The organism is Streptomyces sp. AP-93 (genome assembly GCF_022808175.1).
In the GTDB taxonomy this organism is placed as follows: Bacteria; Actinomycetota; Actinomycetes; order Streptomycetales; family Streptomycetaceae; genus Streptomyces.
On the sequence record NZ_JALGBX010000002.1, the window covers coordinates 176,712 to 199,358 of the forward strand.

Annotated in this window: 20 protein-coding genes and 1 tRNA gene; 10 read left to right on the forward strand and 11 right to left on the reverse strand. The window is 69.1% G+C overall.

What is annotated here, in order from left to right; genetic code table 11:
* Positions 1-17: 17 nt before the first annotated feature.
* Together MTF69_RS03955 and MTF69_RS03960 are read left to right on the forward strand one after the other, a co-directional pair.
* Positions 18-557, forward strand: a complete 540-nt coding sequence (locus MTF69_RS03955) for a sugar transferase (RefSeq protein ID WP_243330716.1) — start codon at positions 18-20, stop codon at positions 555-557.
* Between the two features lie 176 nt (positions 558-733).
* Positions 734-3,121 (forward strand): (Fe-S)-binding protein, encoded by a 2,388-nt coding sequence (locus tag MTF69_RS03960; RefSeq protein ID WP_243330718.1) that lies wholly within the window; start codon positions 734-736, stop codon positions 3,119-3,121.
* 169 nt (positions 3,122-3,290) lie between these two features.
* Here MTF69_RS03960 and MTF69_RS03965 read toward each other — a convergent pair whose 3' ends face one another.
* The gene (locus MTF69_RS03965; protein ID WP_243330720.1) at positions 3,291-4,337 is read right to left on the reverse strand and encodes a hypothetical protein; all 1,047 of its coding nucleotides are present in this window, start codon (positions 4,335-4,337) and stop codon (positions 3,291-3,293) included.
* A 267-nt stretch (positions 4,338-4,604) separates the two neighbouring features.
* On the opposite strand from MTF69_RS03965, the gene MTF69_RS03970 reads away from it, so the two are divergent.
* Positions 4,605-5,537 (forward strand): Yip1 family protein, encoded by a 933-nt coding sequence (locus MTF69_RS03970; protein ID WP_243330721.1) that lies wholly within the window; start codon positions 4,605-4,607, stop codon positions 5,535-5,537.
* A 69-nt stretch (positions 5,538-5,606) separates the two neighbouring features.
* Here the strand turns inward: MTF69_RS03970 and MTF69_RS03975 are convergent, their stop codons facing one another.
* Together MTF69_RS03975 and dcd are read right to left on the reverse strand one after the other, a co-directional pair.
* A complete protein-coding gene (locus MTF69_RS03975) occupies positions 5,607-6,143 on the reverse strand; it encodes a phosphoribosyltransferase (protein ID WP_243330722.1) in 537 nt (178 codons plus the stop codon).
* Positions 6,140-6,727, reverse strand: a complete 588-nt coding sequence (gene dcd, locus MTF69_RS03980; RefSeq protein WP_243330723.1) for a dCTP deaminase — start codon at positions 6,725-6,727, stop codon at positions 6,140-6,142. The genes MTF69_RS03975 and dcd overlap by 4 nt, the downstream gene beginning before the upstream one ends.
* Positions 6,728-7,193: 466 nt before the next feature.
* Here dcd and MTF69_RS03985 point away from each other — a divergent pair.
* Positions 7,194-7,264, forward strand: a tRNA-Gly gene (locus MTF69_RS03985).
* Between the two features lie 214 nt (positions 7,265-7,478).
* Positions 7,479-9,137, forward strand: a complete 1,659-nt coding sequence (locus MTF69_RS03990; RefSeq protein WP_243330724.1) for a hypothetical protein — start codon at positions 7,479-7,481, stop codon at positions 9,135-9,137.
* Between the two features lie 72 nt (positions 9,138-9,209).
* Here MTF69_RS03990 and MTF69_RS03995 read toward each other — a convergent pair whose 3' ends face one another.
* The 3 genes from MTF69_RS03995 to MTF69_RS04005 form a co-directional block, all read right to left on the reverse strand.
* Positions 9,210-10,415 carry a site-specific integrase gene (locus tag MTF69_RS03995; RefSeq protein WP_243330725.1) on the reverse strand — a complete coding sequence of 402 codons (1,206 nt, stop codon included), beginning with the start codon at positions 10,413-10,415 and terminating at the stop codon, positions 9,210-9,212.
* Positions 10,415-10,642 carry an excisionase family DNA-binding protein gene (locus tag MTF69_RS04000; protein WP_243330726.1) on the reverse strand — a complete coding sequence of 76 codons (228 nt, stop codon included), beginning with the start codon at positions 10,640-10,642 and terminating at the stop codon, positions 10,415-10,417. Before MTF69_RS04000 ends, MTF69_RS03995 begins: the two co-directional genes overlap by 1 nt.
* A gap of 211 nt (positions 10,643-10,853) precedes the next feature.
* Positions 10,854-11,138, reverse strand: a complete 285-nt coding sequence (locus MTF69_RS04005; RefSeq protein ID WP_243330728.1) for a helix-turn-helix domain-containing protein — start codon at positions 11,136-11,138, stop codon at positions 10,854-10,856.
* A 414-nt stretch (positions 11,139-11,552) separates the two neighbouring features.
* Between MTF69_RS04005 and MTF69_RS04010 the strand changes: the two genes are divergently transcribed.
* The 4 genes from MTF69_RS04010 to MTF69_RS04025 all read left to right on the forward strand — a co-directional run bounded on the left by MTF69_RS04010 (position 11,553) and on the right by MTF69_RS04025 (position 16,281).
* On the forward strand, positions 11,553-12,644 hold the full coding sequence (locus tag MTF69_RS04010; RefSeq protein WP_374322032.1) for a DUF3631 domain-containing protein: 1,092 nt from the start codon (positions 11,553-11,555) through the stop codon (positions 12,642-12,644).
* Positions 12,645-13,003: 359 nt separating this feature from the next.
* Positions 13,004-13,840, forward strand: coding sequence for a DUF2637 domain-containing protein (locus tag MTF69_RS04015; RefSeq protein ID WP_243330730.1), 837 nt, complete (start codon positions 13,004-13,006; stop codon positions 13,838-13,840).
* A 230-nt stretch (positions 13,841-14,070) separates the two neighbouring features.
* Positions 14,071-14,598, forward strand: coding sequence for a plasmid mobilization relaxosome protein MobC (locus MTF69_RS04020; RefSeq protein WP_243330732.1), 528 nt, complete (start codon positions 14,071-14,073; stop codon positions 14,596-14,598).
* Positions 14,599-16,281 carry a relaxase/mobilization nuclease domain-containing protein gene (locus MTF69_RS04025; RefSeq protein WP_243330733.1) on the forward strand — a complete coding sequence of 561 codons (1,683 nt, stop codon included), beginning with the start codon at positions 14,599-14,601 and terminating at the stop codon, positions 16,279-16,281. It abuts the gene before it with no gap.
* 155 nt (positions 16,282-16,436) lie between these two features.
* Here the strand turns inward: MTF69_RS04025 and MTF69_RS04030 are convergent, their stop codons facing one another.
* The 5 genes from MTF69_RS04030 to MTF69_RS04050 form a co-directional block, all read right to left on the reverse strand.
* On the reverse strand, positions 16,437-16,874 hold the full coding sequence (locus tag MTF69_RS04030) for an NUDIX domain-containing protein (protein ID WP_243330735.1): 438 nt from the start codon (positions 16,872-16,874) through the stop codon (positions 16,437-16,439).
* 29 nt (positions 16,875-16,903) lie between these two features.
* On the reverse strand, positions 16,904-17,695 hold the full coding sequence (locus MTF69_RS04035; RefSeq protein WP_243330737.1) for an SDR family NAD(P)-dependent oxidoreductase: 792 nt from the start codon (positions 17,693-17,695) through the stop codon (positions 16,904-16,906).
* Positions 17,696-17,706: 11 nt separating this feature from the next.
* Complete coding sequence (locus MTF69_RS04040) at positions 17,707-18,792, reverse strand: hypothetical protein (protein ID WP_243330739.1); 1,086 nt, start codon at positions 18,790-18,792, stop codon at positions 17,707-17,709.
* Positions 18,789-20,696 carry a nucleotidyltransferase domain-containing protein gene (locus tag MTF69_RS04045; RefSeq protein WP_243330741.1) on the reverse strand — a complete coding sequence of 636 codons (1,908 nt, stop codon included), beginning with the start codon at positions 20,694-20,696 and terminating at the stop codon, positions 18,789-18,791. Before MTF69_RS04045 ends, MTF69_RS04040 begins: the two co-directional genes overlap by 4 nt.
* Positions 20,697-20,821: 125 nt before the next feature.
* Positions 20,822-21,007, reverse strand: coding sequence for a hypothetical protein (locus MTF69_RS04050; RefSeq protein WP_243330744.1), 186 nt, complete (start codon positions 21,005-21,007; stop codon positions 20,822-20,824).
* 564 nt (positions 21,008-21,571) lie between these two features.
* Here MTF69_RS04050 and MTF69_RS04055 point away from each other — a divergent pair.
* Positions 21,572-22,597 carry a tetratricopeptide repeat protein gene (locus MTF69_RS04055; protein ID WP_243330745.1) on the forward strand — a complete coding sequence of 342 codons (1,026 nt, stop codon included), beginning with the start codon at positions 21,572-21,574 and terminating at the stop codon, positions 22,595-22,597.
* The last annotated feature ends 50 nt before the right edge of the window (positions 22,598-22,647 follow it).

Sequence of the window (22,647 nt, forward strand, 5' to 3'; positions counted from 1 at the left end):
TACGGCACCGTGCTGGCATGCCTCTGCTGCTGCGACGCCTCCCCGCCCGGCCAGGGCCATGGCCGGCCGGGCCATCGGCCAAGCGGGTGCTCGACCTCGCCGGAGCGGCGCTCCTGATCGGGGTGCTCCTCGTACCGCTGCTGCTGACCGCCGCCCTGCTGTACGCGACCCAGGGCGCGGGCGTCCTCGTACGCGAACCCGCGGCGGGCCTGGCCGGGCGGCCCTACCGGGCGTGGCGGCTGCGCGTGGGCAAGGGGCGGGCCGGGGCGGCGCTGGAGCGGTGCGCGCTGGACCGGCTGCCGCAGCTGCTCAACGTGGTGCGGGGCGAGATGTCGCTGGTCGGGCCGCGCCCCGGAAACAGCCCGTCGGACCGGCCCGAGCGGCTCCTCGTACGGCCCGGGATGACCGGGCTGTGGCAGGTGAGCGCACGTTCGGAACTACCGTGGGAGGAGATGGACCTGCTGGACCGGCACTATGTGGAGAACCACTGGCTGGGAATGGACCTGGCGATCCTCGCGCAGACCCCGCGGGCGGCCTGGCGGCACGGGCGGCCCTGAGGCGGGGAGCGGGCGGCGAAGCGGCGCGGACGCGACGCGGACGCAGCCCGTCGCAGCGGGGGGCGAGCGACGCAGATCACCGCGCGCTCGGCTACATTGCGGCGTCGGGACTGGGTAACCTCAAGCCTTGACTGAATAAGTTACCGCTTAGTAAGTGCCGCCCGAGGAGCCCTCCCATGCAACTCGCCGCGATCATCGTGTCGCTGGTCCTGACCGTGGTCGGCGTCGCGCTGCTCGCCCGAGCCGTGGCGCAGATCTACCGTTTCGTGAAGCTCGGACAGCCCGTACCGGCCGGCAGCCGTACGGACGACCCGAAGTCCCGAACGCTCACCCTTGCCCGGGAGTTCCTCGGCCACAGCCGGATGAACCGCTGGGGCATCGTCGGCTTCGCGCACTGGTTCGTCGCGATCGGCTTTCTGACGCTGCCGCCGACGCTGGCGCAGGCCTACGGCCAGCTCTTCCAGGCCGACTGGATGATGCCGATCATCGGCGGCTTCCTGCCGTTCGAGCTCTACATCGAGTTCATCGGCCTGATGACCGTGGTCGGCATCCTCATCCTGATGGGGATCCGCCTCGCGTCGCTGCCCTCGCGGGCCGGCCGCAAGTCGCGCTTCACGGGCTCGAAGGCCTGGCAGGCGTACTTCGTCGAGTACGTCATCCTGACCATCGGCCTCGCGATCCTGTGCCTGCGCGGCCTGGAGGGCGCGATCCACCACGTGGACTCGTACGAGCCGGCGTACTTCGTGTCGTACCCGCTGGTGCTGGCCTTCAAGGGCATGTCGCTCGGCGCTCTGCAGAACGCCATCTACTTCACCGCGATGATCAAGATCGGCACCTCGCTGATCTGGATGATCGTGGTCTCGCTGAACACCAACATGGGTGTGGCCTGGCACCGCTTCCTCGGCTTCCCGAACATCTGGTTCAAGCGCAACGCCGACGGCGCGGTCGCGCTGGGCGCGCTCCAGCCCATGACCAGCGGCGGCAAGGTCATCGACTTCGAAGACCCGGGCGAGGACGACGTCTTCGGCGTCTCGCAGGTCGAGCAGTTCTCGTGGAAGGGCATCCTCGACTTCTCCACGTGTACGGAGTGCGGCCGCTGCCAGTCGCAGTGCCCGGCCTGGAACACGGGCAAGCCCCTCTCCCCCAAGCTCCTGATCATGTCGCTGCGCGACCACGCGCACGCCAAGGCCCCGTACCTGCTGGCCGGCGGCGGCAAGGACATGGAGGGCAACGAGAAGGCGACGCCGGAGCAGCTGGCCAACGTCCCCGCGGCCGCGCTGGCCGAGGCGGAGCGCCCGCTGATCGGCACGGCCGAGGAGAACGGGGTCATCGACCCCGACGTCCTGTGGTCCTGCACGAGCTGCGGCGCGTGCGTCGAGCAGTGCCCGGTGGACATCGAGCACATCGACCACATCGTCGACATGCGGCGCTACCAGGTGATGATCGAGAGCGCGTTCCCGTCGGAGGCGGGCACGATGCTCAAGAACCTGGAGAAGAAGGGCAACCCCTGGGGCCTCGCAAAGAAGCAGCGCGTCGAGTGGACCAAGGAGGTGGACTTCGAGGTCCCGATCATCGGCAAGGACGCGGAGGACCTCTCCGAGTTCGACTACCTCTACTGGGTCGGCTGCGCCGGCGCCCTCGAGGACCGGGCGAAGAAGACCACGAAGGCCTTCGCCGAGCTGCTGAACATCGCGGGCGTCAAGTTCGCGATCATGGGCGGCGACGAGAAGTGCACGGGTGACTCCCCGCGCCGCCTGGGCAACGAGCCGCTCTTCCAGCAGCTGGCTCAGGAGAACGTCGCGATGCTGAACATGGCGTTCGGCGAGTCCCTCAACGAGGACGGCGAAGCGGACCCGGAGACCAAGAAGCCGAAGTCGGCGAAGCGGATCGTCTCCACCTGCCCGCACTGCTTCAACACCATCGCGAACGAGTACCCGCAGCTCGGCGGCGAGTACGAGGTCATCCACCACACGCAGCTGCTCCAGCACCTGATCGACGAGGGCCGCCTCACGCCGGTGACCCCGGTCGACGGGCTGATCACGTACCACGACCCGTGCTACCTGGGCCGGCACAACAAGGTCTACACGCCGCCGCGCGAGATCATGTCGGCCGTGCCGGGCCTGCGTCAGCAGGAGATGCACCGCCACAAGGAGCGCGGCTTCTGCTGTGGCGCGGGTGGGGCGCGGATGTGGATGGAGGAGCGGATCGGCAAGCGCATCAACAACGAGCGCGTCGACGAGGCCCTGTCCCTGAACCCGGACATCGTCTCCACCGCCTGCCCCTTCTGCCTCGTCATGCTCACCGACTCGATCAACGGCAAGAAGAACGACGGCCAGGCGAAGGAACACGTCACGGTGGTCGACGTGGCGCAGCTGCTGCTGGACTCGGTGAAGACGCCGGAGCCGCTCGAGGAGCCGGAGCCTGAGCCGGAGCCGGAGCCGGTGGTTGAGGCTGAGGTCAAGGCGCCCGAGCCGAAGGCGGAGACCCCGGCGGAGCCGGCGGCGAAGGACACGGGGAAGCCGGAGCCGGAGCCGGAGCCGGAGACCGACGCCGAGGCGAAGTAGCCCGCGCGGCACCGAACGCTGAACGCCGGAACGGCCCGTCCCCTGTGGGGGCGGGCCGTTCCGCCGTACGGGGTCCGGGGCGGAGCCCCGGTTTCGGGAAGGGGGGGTGGGGGAAAGCCCCACGCACCGGCCGAGCCCCCGCCCGGCCGCCCTCACCGGCAGAGCGCGGTCAGGACCGCTCGCTCCGGCTGCGACGCAGCACCGCGAAGCCCAGCCCGGCCGCACCCACCGCGGCCATGCCCCCGCCGGCGGCCAGCAGCAGCGGAGTCTGCCCGTCGGCCTCCGCCGCCACCGGGACCATGCCTTCGGCGCCCGCCTTCACTCCGCCCTTGGGCACGACCCGCTCGACGGCCTTCTTCTCGACCTTGTCGACCTTCTCGACCTTCTCGACCTTGTCGACTGGCTTGGCGGGCCTGGCGACCTTGTACGTCTCGATCAGCTTGCCGCTGGCGAAGTCGTAGACCCAGCTGTTGCCACCGCTCTTGCCGTCGATGACGACGAACTTCACGCGCTTCCCGTCCTGGACGAGCTTGTACGTCCAGCCGTCGTTCGTCGCGGTCGGGTGCTTCAGGTCGAGCGTCCCGAGGAGGTTCCCGTTCGGCATCGAGAGCTCGACGCGCTTGCCCTTCGGGCCGTCGATCAGCCGCGCGTTGCGCCCGTCGGGCATGGCGACCTGCACGGAGTTCTCCGCCTTCTCCTTCTTCTCCACCGGCTTCGGCTTCTCGACCGGCTTGGTCGCGCCCTCGATCCACGAGGTGACGGTGCCGTTCGGCTGGAGGACCACGTGCAGCCCGTTGTTCTGGCCGTGGGCAGGCTTGCCGCCCTTGCTGACCAGGGTGTCCAGCTTGGTGCCGCCGGAGAAGATGTCGGCCTCGAAGTGGCCGTCGCCGAACTTGTAGATCTTGGCGACCGATCCGTCGGCCAGCTTCACGGTCGTGACGTAGTCCCGGAGCGAAGGCTTCACGGGCGGCGTGGTCGGCGGCGTGGTGGGCGGCGTGGTCGGCGGCGTGGTCGGCGGCGTGGTCGGCGGGACACTCGGGTCCACCTGCGGCTGCTGCGGGTCCACGGACGGCTGCTCGACGCCGGGCAGGACCTGCGGGTCCGGTACTGCCGGGGAATCCGCGAAGGCGGACCCCACCGGAAGGGCGAGGACGGCGGCCGCACCGGCCACGACGGCGGCGGTACGGAGGGTGGTGCGACGGTGCGGACTGCGCATGACGGGGCTCTTCTCGTGCTCGTTCGTGCTTCGTGGCGGTGGCTACGTCTACGAAGTTACGGAGCCGGTATGTCCGTATTCCGTCGGAGATGTAACAGGAATCAGCAGACTGCCGCGCAGCCACGTAACCCACCCCGACCCCACCTCGAACCCACCCCGAGACGGCTCTCCAGGTACCCCCTAGGGGATGTCACAGCTCAGCCGCAAAGGGGGCTTCTTCCCCCGGCCCGGCCACCGGACCGCCCGGGAGCGGGTACTTTCGATCACGTGGCTGGATTCAGGATCGGACGCGGCCGGGACAACAACCGCACCCCGCAACAACCCCCGCGGCAGCAGCCGTACGGTTCTCAGCAGGCGCCCCAGGCGCCCGCACCGTACGGCCAGCAGCCCTACGCACCCCAGCAGTGGCCGCAGCAGGCCGCTCCCGGGGGCCACGGCGAGCCCGAATACTTCGACCCGCACGGCGGCAACGCCGGCCAGGGCCATGGCCAGGGATACGGCTACGGCCATCCCCCCAGCCCGGGTCCGGGCCAGGGAGCCGGCGGTCCGAGCGACTCCCCGGGCTACACCCAGGCCTTCTCCATCGGCGAGGACCCGTACGCGTACACCCAGGGCGGGACCTACCAGGCGGGCGCGGCACAGGCCGCCGCCCCCATCGGTCCGCGGCTGCCGTGGAAGGAACTGCTCCGGGGCATCGTGACGCGCCCGGGCCAGACCTTCCTGCAGATGCGCGACTACGCCGTCTGGGGGCCGGCGCTGATCGTGACCTTCCTCTACGGGCTGCTCGCGGTCTTCGGCCTCGACGACACCCGCAACGACGTCATCAACGCCACCCTCCCCAACGCCTTCCCGATCGTGCTCTCGGCGGGCGTGGCCTTCGTGATCTGCGGCCTGGTCCTCGGCGCCGTCACGCACACGCTGGCCCGCCAGCTGGGCGGCGACGGATCGTGGCAGCCCACGGTGGGCCTGTCGATGCTGGTCATGAGCCTGACGGACGTACCGCGCCTGCTGTTCGCCATGTTCCTGGGCGGCGACAACATGCTCGTCCAGATCCTGGGCTGGGCCACCTGGGTGGCGGCCGGCGCGCTCTTCACCTCCCTGATCAGCAAATCGCACGACCTGCCGTGGCCGAAGGCCCTGGGCGCGTCGGCGATCCAGCTGATCGCCCTCCTGTCGATCATCAAGCTGGGCACGATCTAGCGCACGCACACAAACACGGAGGGGCCCGCCGCGCACCGCGCGACGGGCCCCTCTTTCACGTGGCGGAGGTCAGGCGTCGAGGACCTGTCCCTCACGCTTCACGACGGGTGGTTCGACCGACCAGGGGAAGTTGACCCACTCGTCGGTCTTCTTCCACACGTACTCGCACTTCACGAGCGAGTGGGACTTCTCGTAGATCACGGCGGACCGGACCTCGGCGACGTGTCCGAGACAGAAGTCGTGGACGAGCTTGAGCGTCTTCCCGGTATCGGCGACGTCGTCGGCGATCAGCACCTTCTTGTCGGTGAAGTCGATCGCCTCGGGCACGGGCGCCAGCATGACCGGCATCTCCAAGGTGGTGCCCACCCCGGTGTAGAACTCCACGTTCACCAGGTGGATGTTCTTGCAGTCGAGCGCGTACGCCAGACCGCCCGCGACGAAGACGCCGCCCCGGGCGATGCTCAGGATGATGTCGGGCTCGTACCCGTCGTCGGCGATGGTCTGCGCCAGCTCGCGCACGGCCCGCCCGAACCCCTCGTAATCGAGGTTCTCGCGCACTCCGCCACTCACTCCGGCACTCACTCCGCCACTCACTCCGTCACTCATGCCTCGTGCCTCACCTGGGTCCGGTGGAAGTTCTGGAAGGACCGCGAGGCCGTCGGGCCGCGCTGGCCCTGGTACCGCGATCCGTACCGCTCGCTCCCGTACGGGAACTCCGCGGGCGAGCTGAGCCGGAACAGACACAGCTGTCCGATCTTCATACCCGGCCAGAGCTTGATCGGCAGCGTGGCGAGGTTCGACAGCTCCAGCGTCACGTGCCCGGAGAACCCCGGGTCGATGAACCCGGCCGTCGAATGGGTCACCAGCCCCAGCCGCCCAAGACTGGACTTCCCCTCCAGTCTGGAGGCGATGTCGTCGGGCAGCGAGATGACCTCGTAGGTCGACGCGAGTACGAACTCACCCGGGTGAAGGATGAACGCCTCGTCACCCTCCGGCTCGACCATCCGGGTCAGGTCGGACTGCTCGACCGCGGGGTCGATGTGCGCGTACCGGTGATTCTCGAAGACCCGGAAGAACCGGTCGAGACGTACATCGATGCTGGAGGGCTGCACCATCGACTCGTCGAAGGGGTCGATGCGAACCCGTCCGCTGTCGATCTCGGCCCGGATGTCTTTATCAGAGAGAAGCACGTCCCGAGGATACGCAGAGCGCGCGGGCCGCCCCAATCGAGACGGAACCCCGCGCGCCGGTGTCTCCCTCTTGTCTACCGCTTCGGCGCCGCTCCCACGGGCACGGCATGCCGCAGCCGCGCACAGCGCGGACACCGCAGCAGCCGTCCCGGCCCGATCCGGCCGGCACCGAGGTGCTGCAGCGGGAACGAAGCGGTGCTGAACACGTGCCCTTCGGCACAACGGACGACGGTGTGCTCCATCGAGTCCCTTTCCCCAACCAGCCGTACTGCGATGAATCGCCACATTAGGGGATGAACAAGACCCACTCCAGCCGCCGCTCCGCACACACAAGGTACGCCCCAACTCCCGCCCCCACGACCCTCCGTACACCCCGCACGCGACACCACTCCCGGGGCGAATTCACCAGGGGTCGATCATGGGGTAGGGTGAGAAACGATAGCGCTCCAGGCAACTGGATCACTGCGCGGATGTAGTTTAATGGTAGAACATGAGCTTCCCAAGCTTATAGCGCGGGTTCGATTCCCGTCATCCGCTCTTGCAAGAAGGCCCAGGTCAACGACCTGGGCCTTCTTCGTTGTCTGGACCTCTCCCGGCCCGCGTGCCATTCGCGTGCCATAACTGCCCTAACGGTGCGTCAGGTTGAACGTCCCCTGCATTCGGCTCGCCCCTCCAGAGAGCGAGGACGTTGCCTGACAATCCTGCCCCCGGAGACTGCGGAGGCGCGGCAGACTGGAAGCAGGAGGGTTGCATGGCGAGTGGAGCATCGCGCTGGGAACAGGTGGCGCAGCAGGCAGATTCCTACGAGACGGCGGTGGCCGTGCTGCTGAGCCTGCTCAACCAGGATGTGCTTCGGATCGATGGGTCGGGGGGCGATGGCGGGCGTGACGCCCTGTTCCGTCGAGATGACGGCACGCTGGCGATCTATGAGATGAAGTCGTTCACGGGAAGGCTGGATCACTCCCGCCGCCGGAAGGTCGAGAATTCCTTGGCCCGTGCCGCTGAGCACGGGCCAACAAGCTGGACACTGGTGGTGCCGATCGACCAGAGTCCCGCGGAGTTGGACTGGTTCGAAGGACTGCGTTCCCGGCATCCGTTCCCACTGTCCTGGTACGGCTTGAACTGGCTGAGGGCAAGGGAACTGGAGCAGCCGGCCTTCGCGAATTACTACCTCCACGAAGGCTTCTGGACCACGCACGAGATCATGCGCCAACTCGCTACCGGGCAGCTTGTTGCCGTGTCAGACGGGGCAGACGCCGTCGCCCGCGTCGGGGAGACCGTTACGCGACTCAACGAGACCGAGCCTCACTACCGCTTCTCCGTGACAGCCGGGCCCAATGGGGAGAGCATCTCCATGGAGCCGGCCTACCCGGGCGCCGAGACAGACCGACCGACGACCCTCAGCCTCAAAGCCGCGTTCCCAGACACCCCTGAGGGGCGCGACGCGCGTGCGGCCTGGGATCAATTCCTGGACTTCGGCGATCCCGTGGAGCTGACCGGAGACCATCTCGCGCGTGTCGTCCTTGATCTTCCTGCAGGCCTTGGCATTCACAACGAGCCCCCGCACGCCTCTGCACTGCTTCGTTTCGGGCCGAGGCAAGTACCGGGCCTCAGCATCCCCGCACGGGCCGTGATCGAGGACGAGGACGGCCGTCGGCTGGCCTCGTTGACCGTAGACCTCCAGGTGGGCCACAGGGGAAGGCGTGGAGCCGTTGCCACTGGAACCGACCGCACGGGATCGCTGAAGATCGTCCTCCGGCTGGATCAGCACGATCGAACCGCGCGCACGAACCTGTCTCTGTCACCCGTACCCGACATGCAGCCCAGCGACAGGTTGTCCCTGCTCCGGTTCGCTCGGCAGGCACGGCCGCCCCACCGGTTCCAGCTGTACCTGCATAACAAGCCCGTCGGACCATCTGTGCCCTGCGGTGATGTGAGCAGCAAAACGATCAGCAGCAGTGCCCTGGACGACGAGATCGCACTCATGGAGAAGCTCTGCGAGGTCCAACGGCGAACGGGCACCCCTTTCGGTGTTCCCGAGTCCGTCTCCCCGGGCGACTGGGCGAACATCCTCCTGGCACACCAGCTTCTCGCCGGGCAGACCGCCGAGGTGCCGCCCTCACTGTCCCAGTGGACCTTCCCGCGCCCCGCAGATCTCCCCCCAGTCGCTGCCGCGCTGTTGGCGGTCGGCGAGCGGGTAGAGCTGTCCCTGAGCGAGCCGGAGTTCAGCCTCGACATCTGTGGGCATCCCGTACCGCTCGGAGCTGCCGAGGTGACCATGCCAGGTTCCCTGATCACATCTGTTACCTCCACGGATGAGGGCACCGAGGACATCATCACCGCCCAACCTCTAGCCCCTCGGGCACGGAGAACCGTGCGCCTTTTCGACGTACCGACCGAGGGCCATTGACGAGGGGCATCGGCCAGTCACCCAAAGCGACTCGCCGGCCTGGCAAGGAACCAAACCGACGAGCCGGACGGATCACATCGTTCGCCTGGACTGCGGTCCCATCGGCGGGCGGGGAACCAGCACACGGACTGCTGCAGATCTCGCCCTGCTCTCGGGTGGCTCCCCACGCTGGCGGCGGACGTCGGCGTCGATGTTGTCTGCGAGCGTGCGCTGGTGCGCCTTGGTGGAGTGCTGATAGATCAGCTGGGCCCGCTCGGACGACTGGCCCGCGCGGACCATGAGGTCCTTCAGCTTGGCGCCGGTGTCCGCCGCGAGGGTGTTTCCGGTGTGGCGGAGGTCGTAGAAGCGGAACTCCTTCGGCATGCCGACCACGTCGCGGGCCTTGCGCCACTTGCGGCCGAAGGTGGTGCCGCGCAGGGCGGCGCCCTTCTCCCCCACGAACACCAGACCCTCGGGTCCGGGCTGGGCGTACCAGTCCAGGTGCCGGCGTACGTCGAGGAGGACGAAGCCGGGCAGCATGATCTCCCGCTTGCCCGCTCGGGACTTGGGGTCTCCGATCACCCGGCGTCCGGTGTTCAGCTCCGGAGCCGCACGTCGGACGCGTACGGATCCGGTGTCGAGGTCGATGTCGCCGCGGCGCAGCTCGGCCAGCTCCTCGGGTCTCATGGAGGCGAAGGCGCCCAGCAGCACCATCAGTCGCCAGCGGATACCTATGACCTCGGCGAGCGCGAAGACCTGGTCGATGGTGGCGACTGGCCTCTCATCGGCGTCCTCGCGGCCCGCGCCGCGGATGGAGCAGGGGTTCCGACGGATCAACTCGTCCTCGACGGCGGTCTGCATGATCGCCTTCAGCAGCCGGTAAGACTTCGCCGTGGTGGTCGCACCGGTCGCCGTACGCCGTTCCGCACGCCAAGTCCGCACCTTGGCAGGGCTGATGGTGTTGACGTACTGGCTGCCGAAGGCAGGCTCCAGGTGGATGCGCAGCAGCCGCCGGTACAGCTCGTCGGTGGTGGGGGCGATGCCGCGTTCGTCGATCCAGCGCCGGGCGTATTCGGCGAACAGCACCTCGCCGACCGTCGGGTCGATCCAGTCACCGCGTGACTGGTCGGCCTGGATCTGAGCGAGGAAAACCTCGGCGTCGCGCTTGGTCTCGTACGTCTGAGGGGCCGCACGGAGGATGCCGGTCGCGCCTGGGTAGCGGGCCTGGTAGCGCCCCGAGGGCAGTTTCCGGATCGCGCCGAAGCTACGGCGGGGAACTCGCTTACGGGCTGGAGGCATCAGGCAGCCGTCCCGTAGCCCGCCCGCCGGGTGCGGACGGGCGCGACCGTGCGCACCGCCACGTAGGCGGTCAGGACGCTGTCGGCTATGCGGACGTGCTTGCCCAATTTGACGTACTCGATGCGGCGCTCGGAGATGAGGCGTCGAATGAAGCGCACACCGGTTCCAAGGCGCCCCGCGGCCTCGTCGACCGTGAGCAGACGGTCGGCGGAATTGGCTCCCTTCACGGTAGGGGTTTCACTGGACGCGGCATTCCCTCCCGCCTCACCTATCCCCTGGATGGCAGCGAGGTCTTTTCGGGCAGGGGGTATCGAAGATCGACGCAAGAGCTTCCTATCGCAAAATGGAAAGAGTTCTGACACGGGCCGGAGCGAGAAGGTGCACCGGGAACACCAATGGTCCGGAGAATCCCCGGTTTGGCTGACCGGGGATCGTCGGCTATGTTGCGGCCTCGCCAGCCGACAGGAGCTCTGTGGGCCAGTCGGCGAGGAGCGCCTGTGGCGGCGTTCCAAGGGCAGCGGCTATGGCGACCAGGTCGTCGATATCGCAGCGCCGCACGGTGCGTTCGATGCGAGAGAGCGCGGTGAAGGTCATGGGCCGGCCGAGCGCGAGGACGCGGGCTGCGAGCTGGCGCTGCGAGTAGCCGCGCGCGACGCGGGTGCGTTCGATGGCGCGGGCTGCGGCCCGTCCGGCAGGGCCGATTTCAAGTGAGCGTGGAGGCATTGGTGTGTTGTAGCTTGTGCCGCAGCCATATGGGAACAGTTTCCCGTCTGCTGTGAGCGATAGGCCGACCATCACCGACTTTGCGGCCCGATTCCTCATCTGGGATTCCGGAACCACCACCATGTGCCGGGCACAAGTTTTGAGAGAAAGCAGAGTGAACCCTGGACTTTTCCGCATGGGGTGTGGCTGTGTTGTCCACACCCCCGGCCTCGCCGGGTTTCCTGCCCAATTTCCGCAAGGTGGCCTAGCAGTGCAGCCACCAGCAAAGGAGCCGCCCTCTTGAAGCCGACGCCCCCTGCCATCGATGAGACACCGGCAAAGGCAATATGGCCGCCCGTCGCTGTACCTGGCCGTCCGAGCGATCCACCGATGGACCCGCAGCATCCTGGCGAGGCACCGATCGGGGAGCAACTCTTGAACGAGCTTCGAGCCACGATCCGCCGCTACGTGGTCATGCCGAGCGAAGAAGCACTGACCGCCACCACCCTGTGGGCAGCTGCGACCCACTTGCAGACGGCGTGGCAACACGCACCGCGCCTGGCGGTGGTCGGGCCGGCGAAGAAGTGCGGGAAGTCGCGGCTGCTGGAAGTCCTCCACGCGTCCGTGCACGATCCGCTGATCACTGTCAGCGCTTCAGCTGCGGCGATCTTCCGCTCGATCGACGGTGGCAACCCGCCGACCCTGATGGTGGACGAGGTCGACACGATCTTCGGGTCGGCGAAGGTCGCCGAGAAGAACGAGGAGATGCGTGGCCTCCTCAACGCGGGCCACATGCGCAACCGGCCCACCCTGCGGGTGTCCGGCCCCAACCACGAGGTACAGCAGTTCTCCACCTACGCCATGGCCGCCCTAGCCGGCATCGGAGACCTGCCCGACACGATCATGGACCGGTCCGTGGTCATCCGTATGCGCCGCCGTACCGAAAACGAGGAGGCAACTCCTTGGCGATACGGCCGGGACGACTTGATGGTCCAGGAACTTCGCGAGCGGCTGGTGGGCTGGCTCGGCAGCCTGCATGACGAGGCCAGGGCCCTTGTACCCAAGCTTCCTGTCGAAGACCGCGCGGCGGACACCTGGGAGCCGCTGATCAGTGTCGCCGACCTCGCGGGCGGCGAATGGCCCAGGATGGCCCGTGCCGCGTGCAAGGTGATGACGGACTACGAGTCCGGTCGCGACGAGGACGGGGGACTGAAGATCCGCATCCTCACGGACATCCGCCTCGCCTTCGCGAGCGAAGGCAATCCGCCGGCTCTGCGGACCAGCCGCCTGCTGGACCTGCTCAACGCCGACCCTGAGGCGCCGTGGTCCGAGCACAGCCCCAGGGGACTCACCCCGCGCGGCCTGCAGATCCTGCTCGACGACTACGGCATCCGCTCGGCCAACCGCCGCTTCCCGGACGGGAACCAGGCCAAGGGCTTCACTCCGACGCAGTTCGCGGATGCCTGGAGCCGGTACTGCCCGCCGGACAAGCCTGCAGCCGAGGCCCAGCCCGCTACCGGCGCCTGACCCTCCGCGTCCCGTCCCACTCGTCCCCGCGCAGGTCAGCACTGGGACGAGTCAAGGCGCCGCAACGAGTCGACTCGACATCAGCAGGCCGCTCACCTCGCCACACCGCCCCAGGCAAGGCCCGCACCTGCCCGCCCACCGGTCCTCGTGATGGGACCGGTGGGCACCCGTACCGACTCGTACCAACTCGTCTCGCCTACCGCCCCCGCGCACGGTCTCCGACCCGTGCAACGAGTCGACTCGACATCATGCGATCACCCGTACCTGCCCTGACCAGCACGGGGACGAGTGGGACGAGTCCACACCCATCACGGCCACCACCCCTGCGAACCCCGCCACCCCTCCCTGGAGCTTCACGCTTGCCCTCGCACGCCATCTCGTCCTCCCCCACCCCATCCCCGGCTCGCCCCCGACTGGCCCTGGCGATCCGTACCGGGGTCGCCCTCATGTCCCTCGGTGCCTTCGCACTGTCCTACGACGCCCTGCGCCAGATGGCCGCCGCCAGCCACGTCCACCCAGCCCTCACCTACATTTTTCCCCTCCTCGTGGACGGCTTCATCGCCCTGGGCATCGGCGCGCTCCTGGTCCTGCACGCCGGACCCCTGCGCGCCCGCCTCTATGTGGCCACGCTGGTCGCACTCGCCACCGCCACCAGCATCTGGGCCAACGTGCTCCACGCGATCCGCCTCAACCAGCAAGCCCGCCACACCGGGCTCCCACTGGACGACATCACCGTCGGCGCCATCTCCGCCATCGCCCCGCTCGCACTGGCAGGCGCGGTCCACTTCTACCTGCTCGTCCAACGCCAACCCGCCACCCGCCACAACACCGCGGACACGCAAGCCCTCACGCGCCACAAGTCCGCCGCCGTGCCCGAACCTCGCCAGGCGCCGGCACCCGCCTCCGCTGCGCCAACCCCCTTGGCGGCGGGCCTGGATGGGGCCGATCCCGCGCGGAAACAAGAGGCGGAAATCGACACCCCGACCAAGCGCGCGGGAATCAAGCCCAGCGCCACCTTGGAGCAGGCCGTCGAGATAGGCCGCACTGCTCAGCATGGCCGGGCCGGCAACGCCTCCCGCCGTCGCATCGAGGACGCCGTCCGCGACAAGGGCTTCACCATCAACAAGGACCTTGCCGAGAAGGCCAAAGACATCATCCAGGCCGAGCTGGACCTGAACGCCGCCGCCGTCCAGTGATCCGGCCTACCCACCCGCACCGACGCTGCGGGTGGGCACAGGCACCTCCCCCCACTCCGCTCGCTGAAGCAACCCCACCTTTCGAGGAAAGGCCCGGCATGCCCGACCGACACATCCCCGGCCCCACCGTCCACCAGCAGCATGAGACCCGCACCCCAGCCCCAGACCAGGCAGCAAGGTATGGCGTTGGACCGTCCAAGGGCCGGTCCAACACAGCCTCCGCCCCGGGGGTGGCGGAGGCAGAACCCCGGCGCGAGGGCGCACCGGGGCAGGAGGTGGCCGGTGCCGCCGACGCCGGCCCGCCCGTCGTCGTACGGGCCACCGACGAGGCCGCGCTGTACCGGGTCGCCCGCCGCCGCGCCCGCCAGAAAGCGCAGCGCAAGCTGCGTGTCGATGTCCGTTACAGCGCCGACGAGCACACCGAGATCCTCGCCGAAGCCCGCCGCCTGAACCTGGCCGGCGCACACTACGTCGGCGCCGTCGTCATGGCCCACCTTGCCGGTGATCTTGTACTGCCCGGCCAGCGGACCTTCCACGACGACCTGATCGACGAGCTCGCCACCTTGCGGTTCCAGGTCGCCGCCATCGGCAAGAACATCAACCAGATCACCGCCAAGCTGAACTCCGGCGGCCGTCCACACCCTGGGGACACAGCTCTCCTCGTGGAAGCCGGACGCATCCTCGGCCTGGCCCGTGACGCCGCCACATCGATCGATGTGGCGGCGGACCACGCAGCCACATCGAAGGCGGCGGCCTGATTGATCACGAAGATCGGCAAGGCGGGCGCCGACACCCACGGCGTCCTGCGCTACCTCTACGGGCCCGGCCGCGCCAACGAGCACACCGACCCCCACCTGGTCGCCTCGTGGGACGACTTCACCCCCGACCCCGGCCGCGACGAGACCGCCACACTCGCCCAGCTCGCCACCGTCCTCGACCTGCGCGTGAAACAGGCAGGCGACCGTGCACCCGCCAAGCACGTGTGGCACTGCTCGGTACGAACGGCACCCGAAGACCCGGCCCTCACCGACGAGCAGTGGGCGACGACCGCCCGACGGATCCTCAACGCCACCGGCATCGCCCCCGCCGGCGACCCCGACGCCTGCCGCTGGGTCGCCGTCCGCCACGCAGAGGACCACATCCACATCGTCGCCACCAAGGTCCGGGGCGACCTCCGCGAGCCCCGGAACTGGAACGACTACCTGCACGCCGACAAGGAATGCGCCGCCATCGAGAAGGAGTACGGCCTGCACCAGGTCGTCCGTGGCGACCGCACCGCTGCCAAACGCCCCACCCGCGCCGAGCAGGAAAAAGCCCGCCGCACCGGAAACGCCACCACCCCCCGCGAGCGCCTGCGCACCAACGTCCGCACCGCTGCGGCGGCAGCCACCAGCACCGAGGAGTTCTTCACCATTCTCCGCGGCGCCAAGGTGCTCGTGGACATCCAGCACTTCCCCTCCGGCGACATCCGCGGCTACAAAGTCGCCCTCCCCAACGACACCAACGCCAAGGGCGAACCCGTGTGGTTCTCAGGTTCCACCCTCGGCCCCGACCTCTCCTACCCCAAGATCAGCGAACGCCTCGCAACCACCGACCCTGCACCCACAAGCTGGCACTCCGGCCGCCGACGTTCGGCATGGCAGCAGGTCGCCAACGCCGCAGCCCAGATCCCGGACGTTCTCGACCAGGCCGACGACGCCGTAGGGCAGGCGCACATCACCGTGCTCGCCGAAACCCTCGACGCCCTCCCCTTCATCGTCCCCGCCAGCTACAAGCCGCAGCTGGCCCAGGCAGCCACCGCCTTCGAGCGGGCCAGCCGCTCCCGGATCCGCGCCCGCCACCAGCAGGCCCAGGCCACACGACGCGCAATCAAGGCGATCGTTCGCGAACCCGCACCAAAGGACGGAGCCCTCCTCGCGATCCTCCTCGACGCCCTCCTCCTGGCAGTCGTTGCAGCCCAGCACTGGCACCACACCCGCCACCACGACCAGCAAGCAGAAGCCGTCCGCCAAGCAGCCAGACACCTGCACGCCGTCTACCAAGCCGTTGCCATCCAGCCCCTGACCGTGATCCACCAGCGGGGCCTCCGCCTGACCATCACGGTGCAGCAGCAACAGGCCGCCCTCGTCCGCCAAGCTCTCCCCGACCTGGCCGAGCAGATCCTCACCGAGCCCAGCTGGCCCGCCTTGGCCGCCACCCTCACCGACGTACAGAAGGCCGGCCACGACCCGACCGTCCTACTCACCGAAGTCACCCGACGACAAGAACTCGACACCGCAACCTCGATCAGCAACATCCTGACCTGGAGGCTGCAACGCCACGTCGGCGTAGCAGGTGAAAGTCCCGCTCACCCCGATACCGCGAGCACCGCCCGCCTAGGTTCGAGCGCAACTGCCCTCAGTCCCTCGCTACAACAACCACCCCGTCGAAGCAGGCGGTAGCCCGAAGGCTGGCATGTTCCTTCGGGGAACACAGCACGTGTTCCCCGAAGGAACGGTCGGAATGTTCCCTGAAGGAACAGGACGTATCCGTCGATGTCACCGGGGCCAACGCAACTCAGCGTTGGCCCCGGTGGCATGTCCGCATGGTCGTACGGCTAGACCCCGACTCCGGCCCCGAGCGTGTCGGCACCAATGGCGTCCCGCAGGACGTGGGCAATCTCCTCCGGCTTGAGGTCGATGCCGTCCAGCCCCTCCACGGTCAGCGGGATCTCCTCCAGCGCGTATTCGCCACGTCCCTCGGCGCTGAACTCGGGGCCGGTGCGGTCCTCGAAGGACCACGTCGCGATGCGGGCGAGGTAGAAGAGCTGACGCTCCTCATCGGACTCCATCGTGTGCAGGAGGCGGACGATGTCGGCCTTCCCCGCGATCTCCTCATGGATCTCCCGGTGGAGAGCGGCCTCCCGGGACTCGTCGCTCTCCTCGACCCCGCCGCCGGGTAGCACCCAGTACACGGGGATTCCGGGCTTGGTGCGGCGGATGACCAGCATCGTGTCGTCCGCGGTGACGAGAACGGCTCGGACTCGTTCCTTCATTTCGGTCTGTCTCCTTGCTTGTTGGCGTCTCAGTGCAGCAGCCAGCCGCCGTCGACGTGGACGGATTGCCCAGTGATGAACGACGCGGACGGGCCGACGAGGAACGCCACCAGGGCCGCCACGTCTTCGGGGCGTCCGCGTCGCGGGACGCACTGGCGGTTGATCTGGTCTTCCGGGCGGGCCCGGTGATGGGCGGGGATGGCGGTCTCGGCTTCCACCTCGATGGCGCCGGGCAGGACGGTGTTGACGCAGATGCCGTACGGGCCGAGCTCGCGGGCCAGGGAACGGGTCAGGCCCAGCAGGCCCGCCTTGGCGGTGCTGTAGGCGACGAGGTTGGTGCGGCCGGCTCGGGCGTTGACGCTGCCGATGTTCACGATCCGGCCCCAGCGGCGTTCGATCATGCCGGGGGTCAGGGCGTGACAGGTGCGGTAGTGGGCGGTGAGGTTCACGTCGAGGGAGTAGTTCCAGGCGGCTTCGTCGGTGTCCTGCCAGGGGACGCGGGGGTAGGAGCCGGCGTTGTTGACGAGGATGTCCACGGGGCCGATCTCGGCGCGGACGAGGTCGGCCATGGTCTGTACGGCGGTGGGGTCGGTCAGGTCGGCGTTCACCGCGATGCCGGGGCTTCCGTCGCGCTCGAAGGCGCCGAGGAGGGCATGGGCGTCGGCGTCCTGGCCGAGGTGGTTGACGGCGACAGTGGCTCCGGCGGCGGCGAGGGCCCGACCGATCTCGGCGCCGATGCCGGTGGCACCGCCGGTCACCAGGGCGTTTCGGCCCTGGAGCGGCCGGGCCTGCAGGGGGATCTCAAGCAGGGGCAGGGACATGGCTGCTCCGTTCACCGGGGTTGGGGTGAGGTGCCTGTGGTGGTGAAGAACGCGTCGAGGGTCGTGAGCGGGTCCTGGCTTTCGGCGAGCTTGATCAGCACGAGCAGGAGGTCATGTCCGGTCAGCCGGGCTGCCGGAATGACGCCGAGGATGCGGAGGGCGAGGAAGGCGTGGATCTCCTCCAGGGCGGTGCCGCCCTCTCCCCGGAGACCGTCCAGGGCCCGGATGATGGCCGCACTGCGGCCGGGGCCGGTGTTCCAGGAGTACCGGACATCGATGTGCCGGCTGCGCTGGTTGAGTTCCAGGTGTTCGATGCGGGGGCGGGTCTGTGGCGGAAGGGCGAGGCGGAGGGTGCGGGCGTACACATCGGGTTGGTAGTCGGGGACGAGCCAGCCGCCCAGGGCCATCAAGTACCAGAGCAGGTTGGCGGCTTCGCCGACAGCGGTGTTGCGGCCGGCGAACTCGAAGTCGAGCCAGCACAGCGGATCGGCGACGTTGGGCTCCGTCGGGTCGCCCTGTGTCAGACCGGCCAGCCAGCGGCGGTCGGGGGCCAAGGCGTGGCGGAGGCTGTCGATGATGTCGGCGGCGTTGAGCGTCAGCTGCCTGCCGTTGGCGGTGAGGGTGAAGTCGGCCAGCTCCCGGAGGGTGAGGGTCGTTTCGGTGTGGGGCAGGGCGATCGGTAGGTCGCGGCGCAGGTGCCAGCGGTCCAGCCGGCCTCCGGGGCGGATCCGGTCGAGGTAGAGGTCCGGAACGCAGTCGGCCAGCGGCACGCGCTTCCCGGTCTCCTCGGCCGCCGCCCGCAGGTCGGCGCAGACGCCGTCCACCAAGTGGTTCAGGCGGGGTCGCTCAGCCGGGTCCCGGTCGGCCAGGGCAATGACGTCACCCATCAGCAGCTCGCACCGGCCGGTGGCGAAGACGTCCTCGTAGGCGAGGAGCTGCCTGTCCGGAAGAAAGATCTGTCCGTGAAGGGCCGGGACCTCGATGCGGGGAGCGAGCTGTGCCCATCCCTTCGCCTCGGTGGCACCCTGCTCGCGGCTTGCCGCCGCCTTGTGGAAGGTGGCCGCTGGGGCCAGGGGCAGCCGGCCGGCCGCGCTCACCGCGCCGTCCCCGGCAGGGTGTCCAACCAGGTCTGGAGGACCATGGCCGCGAGCGCTTCGGCGGCCGAGCGATCGGTACGGGCGGTGGTGACCATGTTCGTGTCCTGCCGCTTGGCGTCGAGGAGCACCGTGAGGGCGTCGCCGTCGGAGGGGCACTCGATCCCGGTGAAGCGGAGCTGGATCTTCGCGAGCAGCGCGGTGACCTTGTAGAGGTCGCGGAGGTCGGGTGCCCCCTTGAGGAGCTGGCGTCGGATTTCTACGGCTGCCTGGATCCCGTCGCGGAGGCTCACGTCCACGTCGGTGGCGGCGTCCGGGGCGGGCAGAGTCAGGCCGGGGGCGGACCACAGCGGGACCAGGGCCCCGCTGCCGATGAGCGCGAGGACATGGAGGAGCCGAGAGGTCACGGCGCCGGCCCTGCACTCGGCTCGGGTCAGCACGGTCAGGCCGAGCTTCACCCCGCCGAGTTCGGCCTCCAGCTCCGCGAGGATCTGACGCATCCCGTCGAGGGAGGAAGCATCGGCTACGACGAACACGTCGAGGTCGCTCCAGCCGTGCTGGTACTTGCCCCGGGCGCCGCTGCCAGTGACGGCCAGCAGGTCGATCAGTGGACGCGCTCCGGTGGTGCGGTCGAGGAACGCGGCCAGGTACGACTCCAGGTGCACGGGGAGTCCGAGGGCGTTGACCGGCATGGTGCTGGGCTGGTGCTCCGGCCAGCGGCGGTCGAGCGCGATGCGGTCCAGGCGGCGTTCCAGTTCCAGCCGCGGCCCGTCGTTGCCGATGACCTCGTGGGCAATGGAGGCGATCTTGTCCGCGCCTCGTGCGCTCTTGACGACGTCACGGTCGGCGACGTCCTGGGCCCCGGCGAGGCCCCGCCGTGTGCGCGTGGCCTCGGAGGCCTCCAGGTAGGCGATGGTGAGCTGGGTTCCGAGCATCCGGGCGAGTTCGGCGGTGGAGTCGAAGTCGTGCAGCGACTCGATGGTGACGGAGTCGAGGAAGTGGTGGGCCTGGCAGTAGCGGTCCAGCGCGTCCACGATCAGCTCGGCCTGCACGACCGAGCCCAGCCGGTAGGGGTCGGGGATGCCGGCCCGGCCGGCCGCGTCCTCGATGAGGTGACCGATCTTGAGGCGGGCGTGGCCGTGGTGGGTGCGCAGGTACTCGCCGGCTGTGCTCTTGCCGCTCTCGGACATGCCGCCCAGCGCGGTGACGTGTACGCCGGACAGGGCACGGCTGGGCACGTTCGGGTGCAGGGGCGCCAGGAGCTGGCGGACTTCGTCCTGGATGGCGAGGGTCGGCCGGTCACCGATGCGGATCGACATCGGGAAGCGGCCGTCGGCGACGAGCCGGCCGATCTGCTCGTGCAGGTGGCGCTGGTAGGCCGCGTAGGCGTCGGTGACGGTCACCTCGTGGGCGAGGCTCCGGCGGGTGCCTTCCTCGGGGTCGTCGCAGTGCAGGAGGACGAGGGCGTACTCGCTCTCCTCAGCGGCCCGCAGATCGGCTTCGTACGGAGCCAGGAGAAGCCGGGCACGGTCGGCGGCCTCGGCGGGGCCGAGGTCCTCCCGTACGGCGACCGTCGCGGCGACGGATGCCTCCAGCATGGGGATGCCCCGGTCCAGCAGGCGTACCGGCGCGGAGAACGGGTGCCGGGAGCGCTCCAGGTAGGAGGTGGCAAGGACGTCGGCGACCTCCTGAACCGCACCGGTCTCGAACCACCAGCGGGCCATTCCCTCGGCCTTGATCGTCCCCCAGCGCGGGTCGTAGTGGTCGAGCGGGCCCGCGGACGTGGCGGCCGGGCCCATGCGCCGGGCGAGGATTCCGATCTGCTTGGTCTTCCCCGTGTTGTCGGGACCGCTGAACGCGACCGACGTGAGGAGGGGGTGCGCGTCGCTGCTGTGCTGGCTGGACATCGGCTTCCCTTCACTGGTGATGCAGAGCACGTACGCCGACTAGGCAGTCCGAAGGGCCTGCGTGCCGGCGGGAGAGCGGCTGGGCTCCGGCCCCGGCCGGGGAGGACAGGCCGGGGCCGGAGGGTCTATCCGGCGCTGTCGGCCGGAGGGACGTCGTCGGCGCTGAGCGCCGGATGCGCCAACGGCGCCTGCGCGGAGGCGTACTCGGCCTGGGCCATGACTCCGACCACCGCGAGGCCGGCAGCCGTGCCGAGCGCCCACACCCAGCTCAGGACCGTCCCCAGCGGGTCGGATAACGGAGCCCGGCTCACCGTCCCGCCTCTCGGACGGCGGGGTGCCGAGCGGCGCCGACCACTTGGGAGGGCGGGATCGTACGGGTCCGTGCGCTGTCAGCGGTCATCGCCACCATCAGTTCCTCTCACCGGTCCGGGCAGGCGCCAACAGGCCCTGAACAGTGACTGTTCGAGCCATTCGGAGATCTGCGGGGTGATGTTCAGTCAACGGCGGTCCGCCCTCGCGGGACAGGGCTCAGGATGTAGTCCTGCGTAATCCCGCGTAATCCAGGTGGGGAGGGTGACGGGGTGCCGAGGAACCCGGCCGTCGCGGATCTGATCAAGCAGGCGTGCCAGGAACGAGGTTGGGGACCCTCCGAGTTGGCGCGCGCCCTTGGCCTGGCGGAAAGCGGTGATCCGAGGCGCCTGCAGCGCCAGCACGCCCGGCGCTGGATCGAGGGAGAGCGGACTCCCGACCACTGGTGGCCCTACATCGCGCAGGTGCTGGGGTTGGCCCCCGAGGCGATCAACCTTCCGGAGCCCATGCCTGCGGCACCCCACGCGGATACCGTTGCATCAGTCCTGCACCTGGGAAGGAGCGACGTGGAACGTCGGGAGTTCATCCTCGCCTCCAGCGGATACGCGCTGTCCGCACTCGGCCTGCCCGACATGGACAGCATCACCCGCCGGACCAAGACCGCTTCCGCTGGCGCCGTTCGAGTCGGCCAAGGCGAGGTCGCAGCCGTGCGCCACATGGTGAAGTCCCTCGGCGACTCGGCCTCCGAACTCGGCGGCGGCCACGCCCGCCACCTGGCCGTCCGATACCTCACCCAGGACGTCGCCCCCTGGCTCGAAGGGCGCTTCACGGAGGCCACGGGCCGGGACCTGTTCGCCGCCACCTCCCAGCTCGTCCACCTCGCCGGCTGGATGGCCCAGGACGAAGGCGACACCCCCGAACTGCGCGGGCTCGCCCAGCGCTACTACGCACACTCCTTCCGCCTGGCCGCCGAAGCCGGCGACCCCGAGCTGTCCGCCACAGCACTCCGAGGCCTCGCCGTCCAGTGCGTCGACCTCGGCTACCGGGCCGAGGCCGTCCAGCTCGGCGAAGCCTGCGTGGAGTACGGACGCAACCTCGACAACCCACGCGCCGTCGCCTACTACGAAGCCACCCTCGCCAACGCCGCCGCACAGGACGACGACCGCCGCATGGCCACCAAGCACCTCGCCATGTCCGAGGCTGCCATCGGCAAGCCGGCAGCCGCAGGCGGAGACTCCTGGGCCGCGCACTACTCCCCCGGCCGCTGGGCCCACGAGTCCGGCATGATCCTCTCCCGCCTCGGAGACCTCGACGCCGCAGAGGAACACCTCCACCTCGCCCTGGACATCCACGGCCTCGACCGCCGCCGCACCCGCGCCATCGTCCTGGCCGACCTGGGCGGCGTACGCCTCCGCCAAGGCGACGTCGACGGCGCCATGGCCACCTGGCGTGACTTCCTCGACTGCGCGGACGGCATCCGCTCCGTGAAGGTCCAGGCCGCCCTCCAGGACATGCGGGTCCGCCTGCGGCGGTACAGCGGGGTGCCGGAGGCCCAGGAACTCCGCGAGCGGGCAGCCCGGTTCGCTGCCTGACTCCCAGACCGTGCCCACCGGGGCGTAACTCGCACTAACGCCGGTCATTC

Excerpts from the sequence above, each read along its gene's own strand:
- MTF69_RS04045 (WP_243330741.1), bottom strand. The coding sequence starts at position 20,696 with ATGTCCAGCCAGCACAGCAGCGACGCGCACCCCCTCCTCACGTCGGTC.
- MTF69_RS03990 (WP_243330724.1), top strand. The coding sequence starts at position 7,479 with ATGGCGAGTGGAGCATCGCGCTGGGAACAGGTGGCGCAGCAGGCAGAT.
- MTF69_RS03975 (WP_243330722.1), bottom strand. The coding sequence starts at position 6,143 with ATGAGTGACGGAGTGAGTGGCGGAGTGAGTGCCGGAGTGAGTGGCGGA.
- MTF69_RS03960 (WP_243330718.1), top strand. The coding sequence starts at position 734 with ATGCAACTCGCCGCGATCATCGTGTCGCTGGTCCTGACCGTGGTCGGC.
- MTF69_RS03955 (WP_243330716.1), top strand. The coding sequence starts at position 18 with ATGCCTCTGCTGCTGCGACGCCTCCCCGCCCGGCCAGGGCCATGGCCG.
- MTF69_RS04005 (WP_243330728.1), bottom strand. The coding sequence starts at position 11,138 with ATGCCTCCACGCTCACTTGAAATCGGCCCTGCCGGACGGGCCGCAGCC.
- MTF69_RS04030 (WP_243330735.1), bottom strand. The coding sequence starts at position 16,874 with ATGAAGGAACGAGTCCGAGCCGTTCTCGTCACCGCGGACGACACGATG.
- MTF69_RS03995 (WP_243330725.1), bottom strand. The coding sequence starts at position 10,415 with ATGCCTCCAGCCCGTAAGCGAGTTCCCCGCCGTAGCTTCGGCGCGATC.
- MTF69_RS04035 (WP_243330737.1), bottom strand. The coding sequence starts at position 17,695 with ATGTCCCTGCCCCTGCTTGAGATCCCCCTGCAGGCCCGGCCGCTCCAG.
- MTF69_RS03965 (WP_243330720.1), bottom strand. The coding sequence starts at position 4,337 with ATGCGCAGTCCGCACCGTCGCACCACCCTCCGTACCGCCGCCGTCGTG.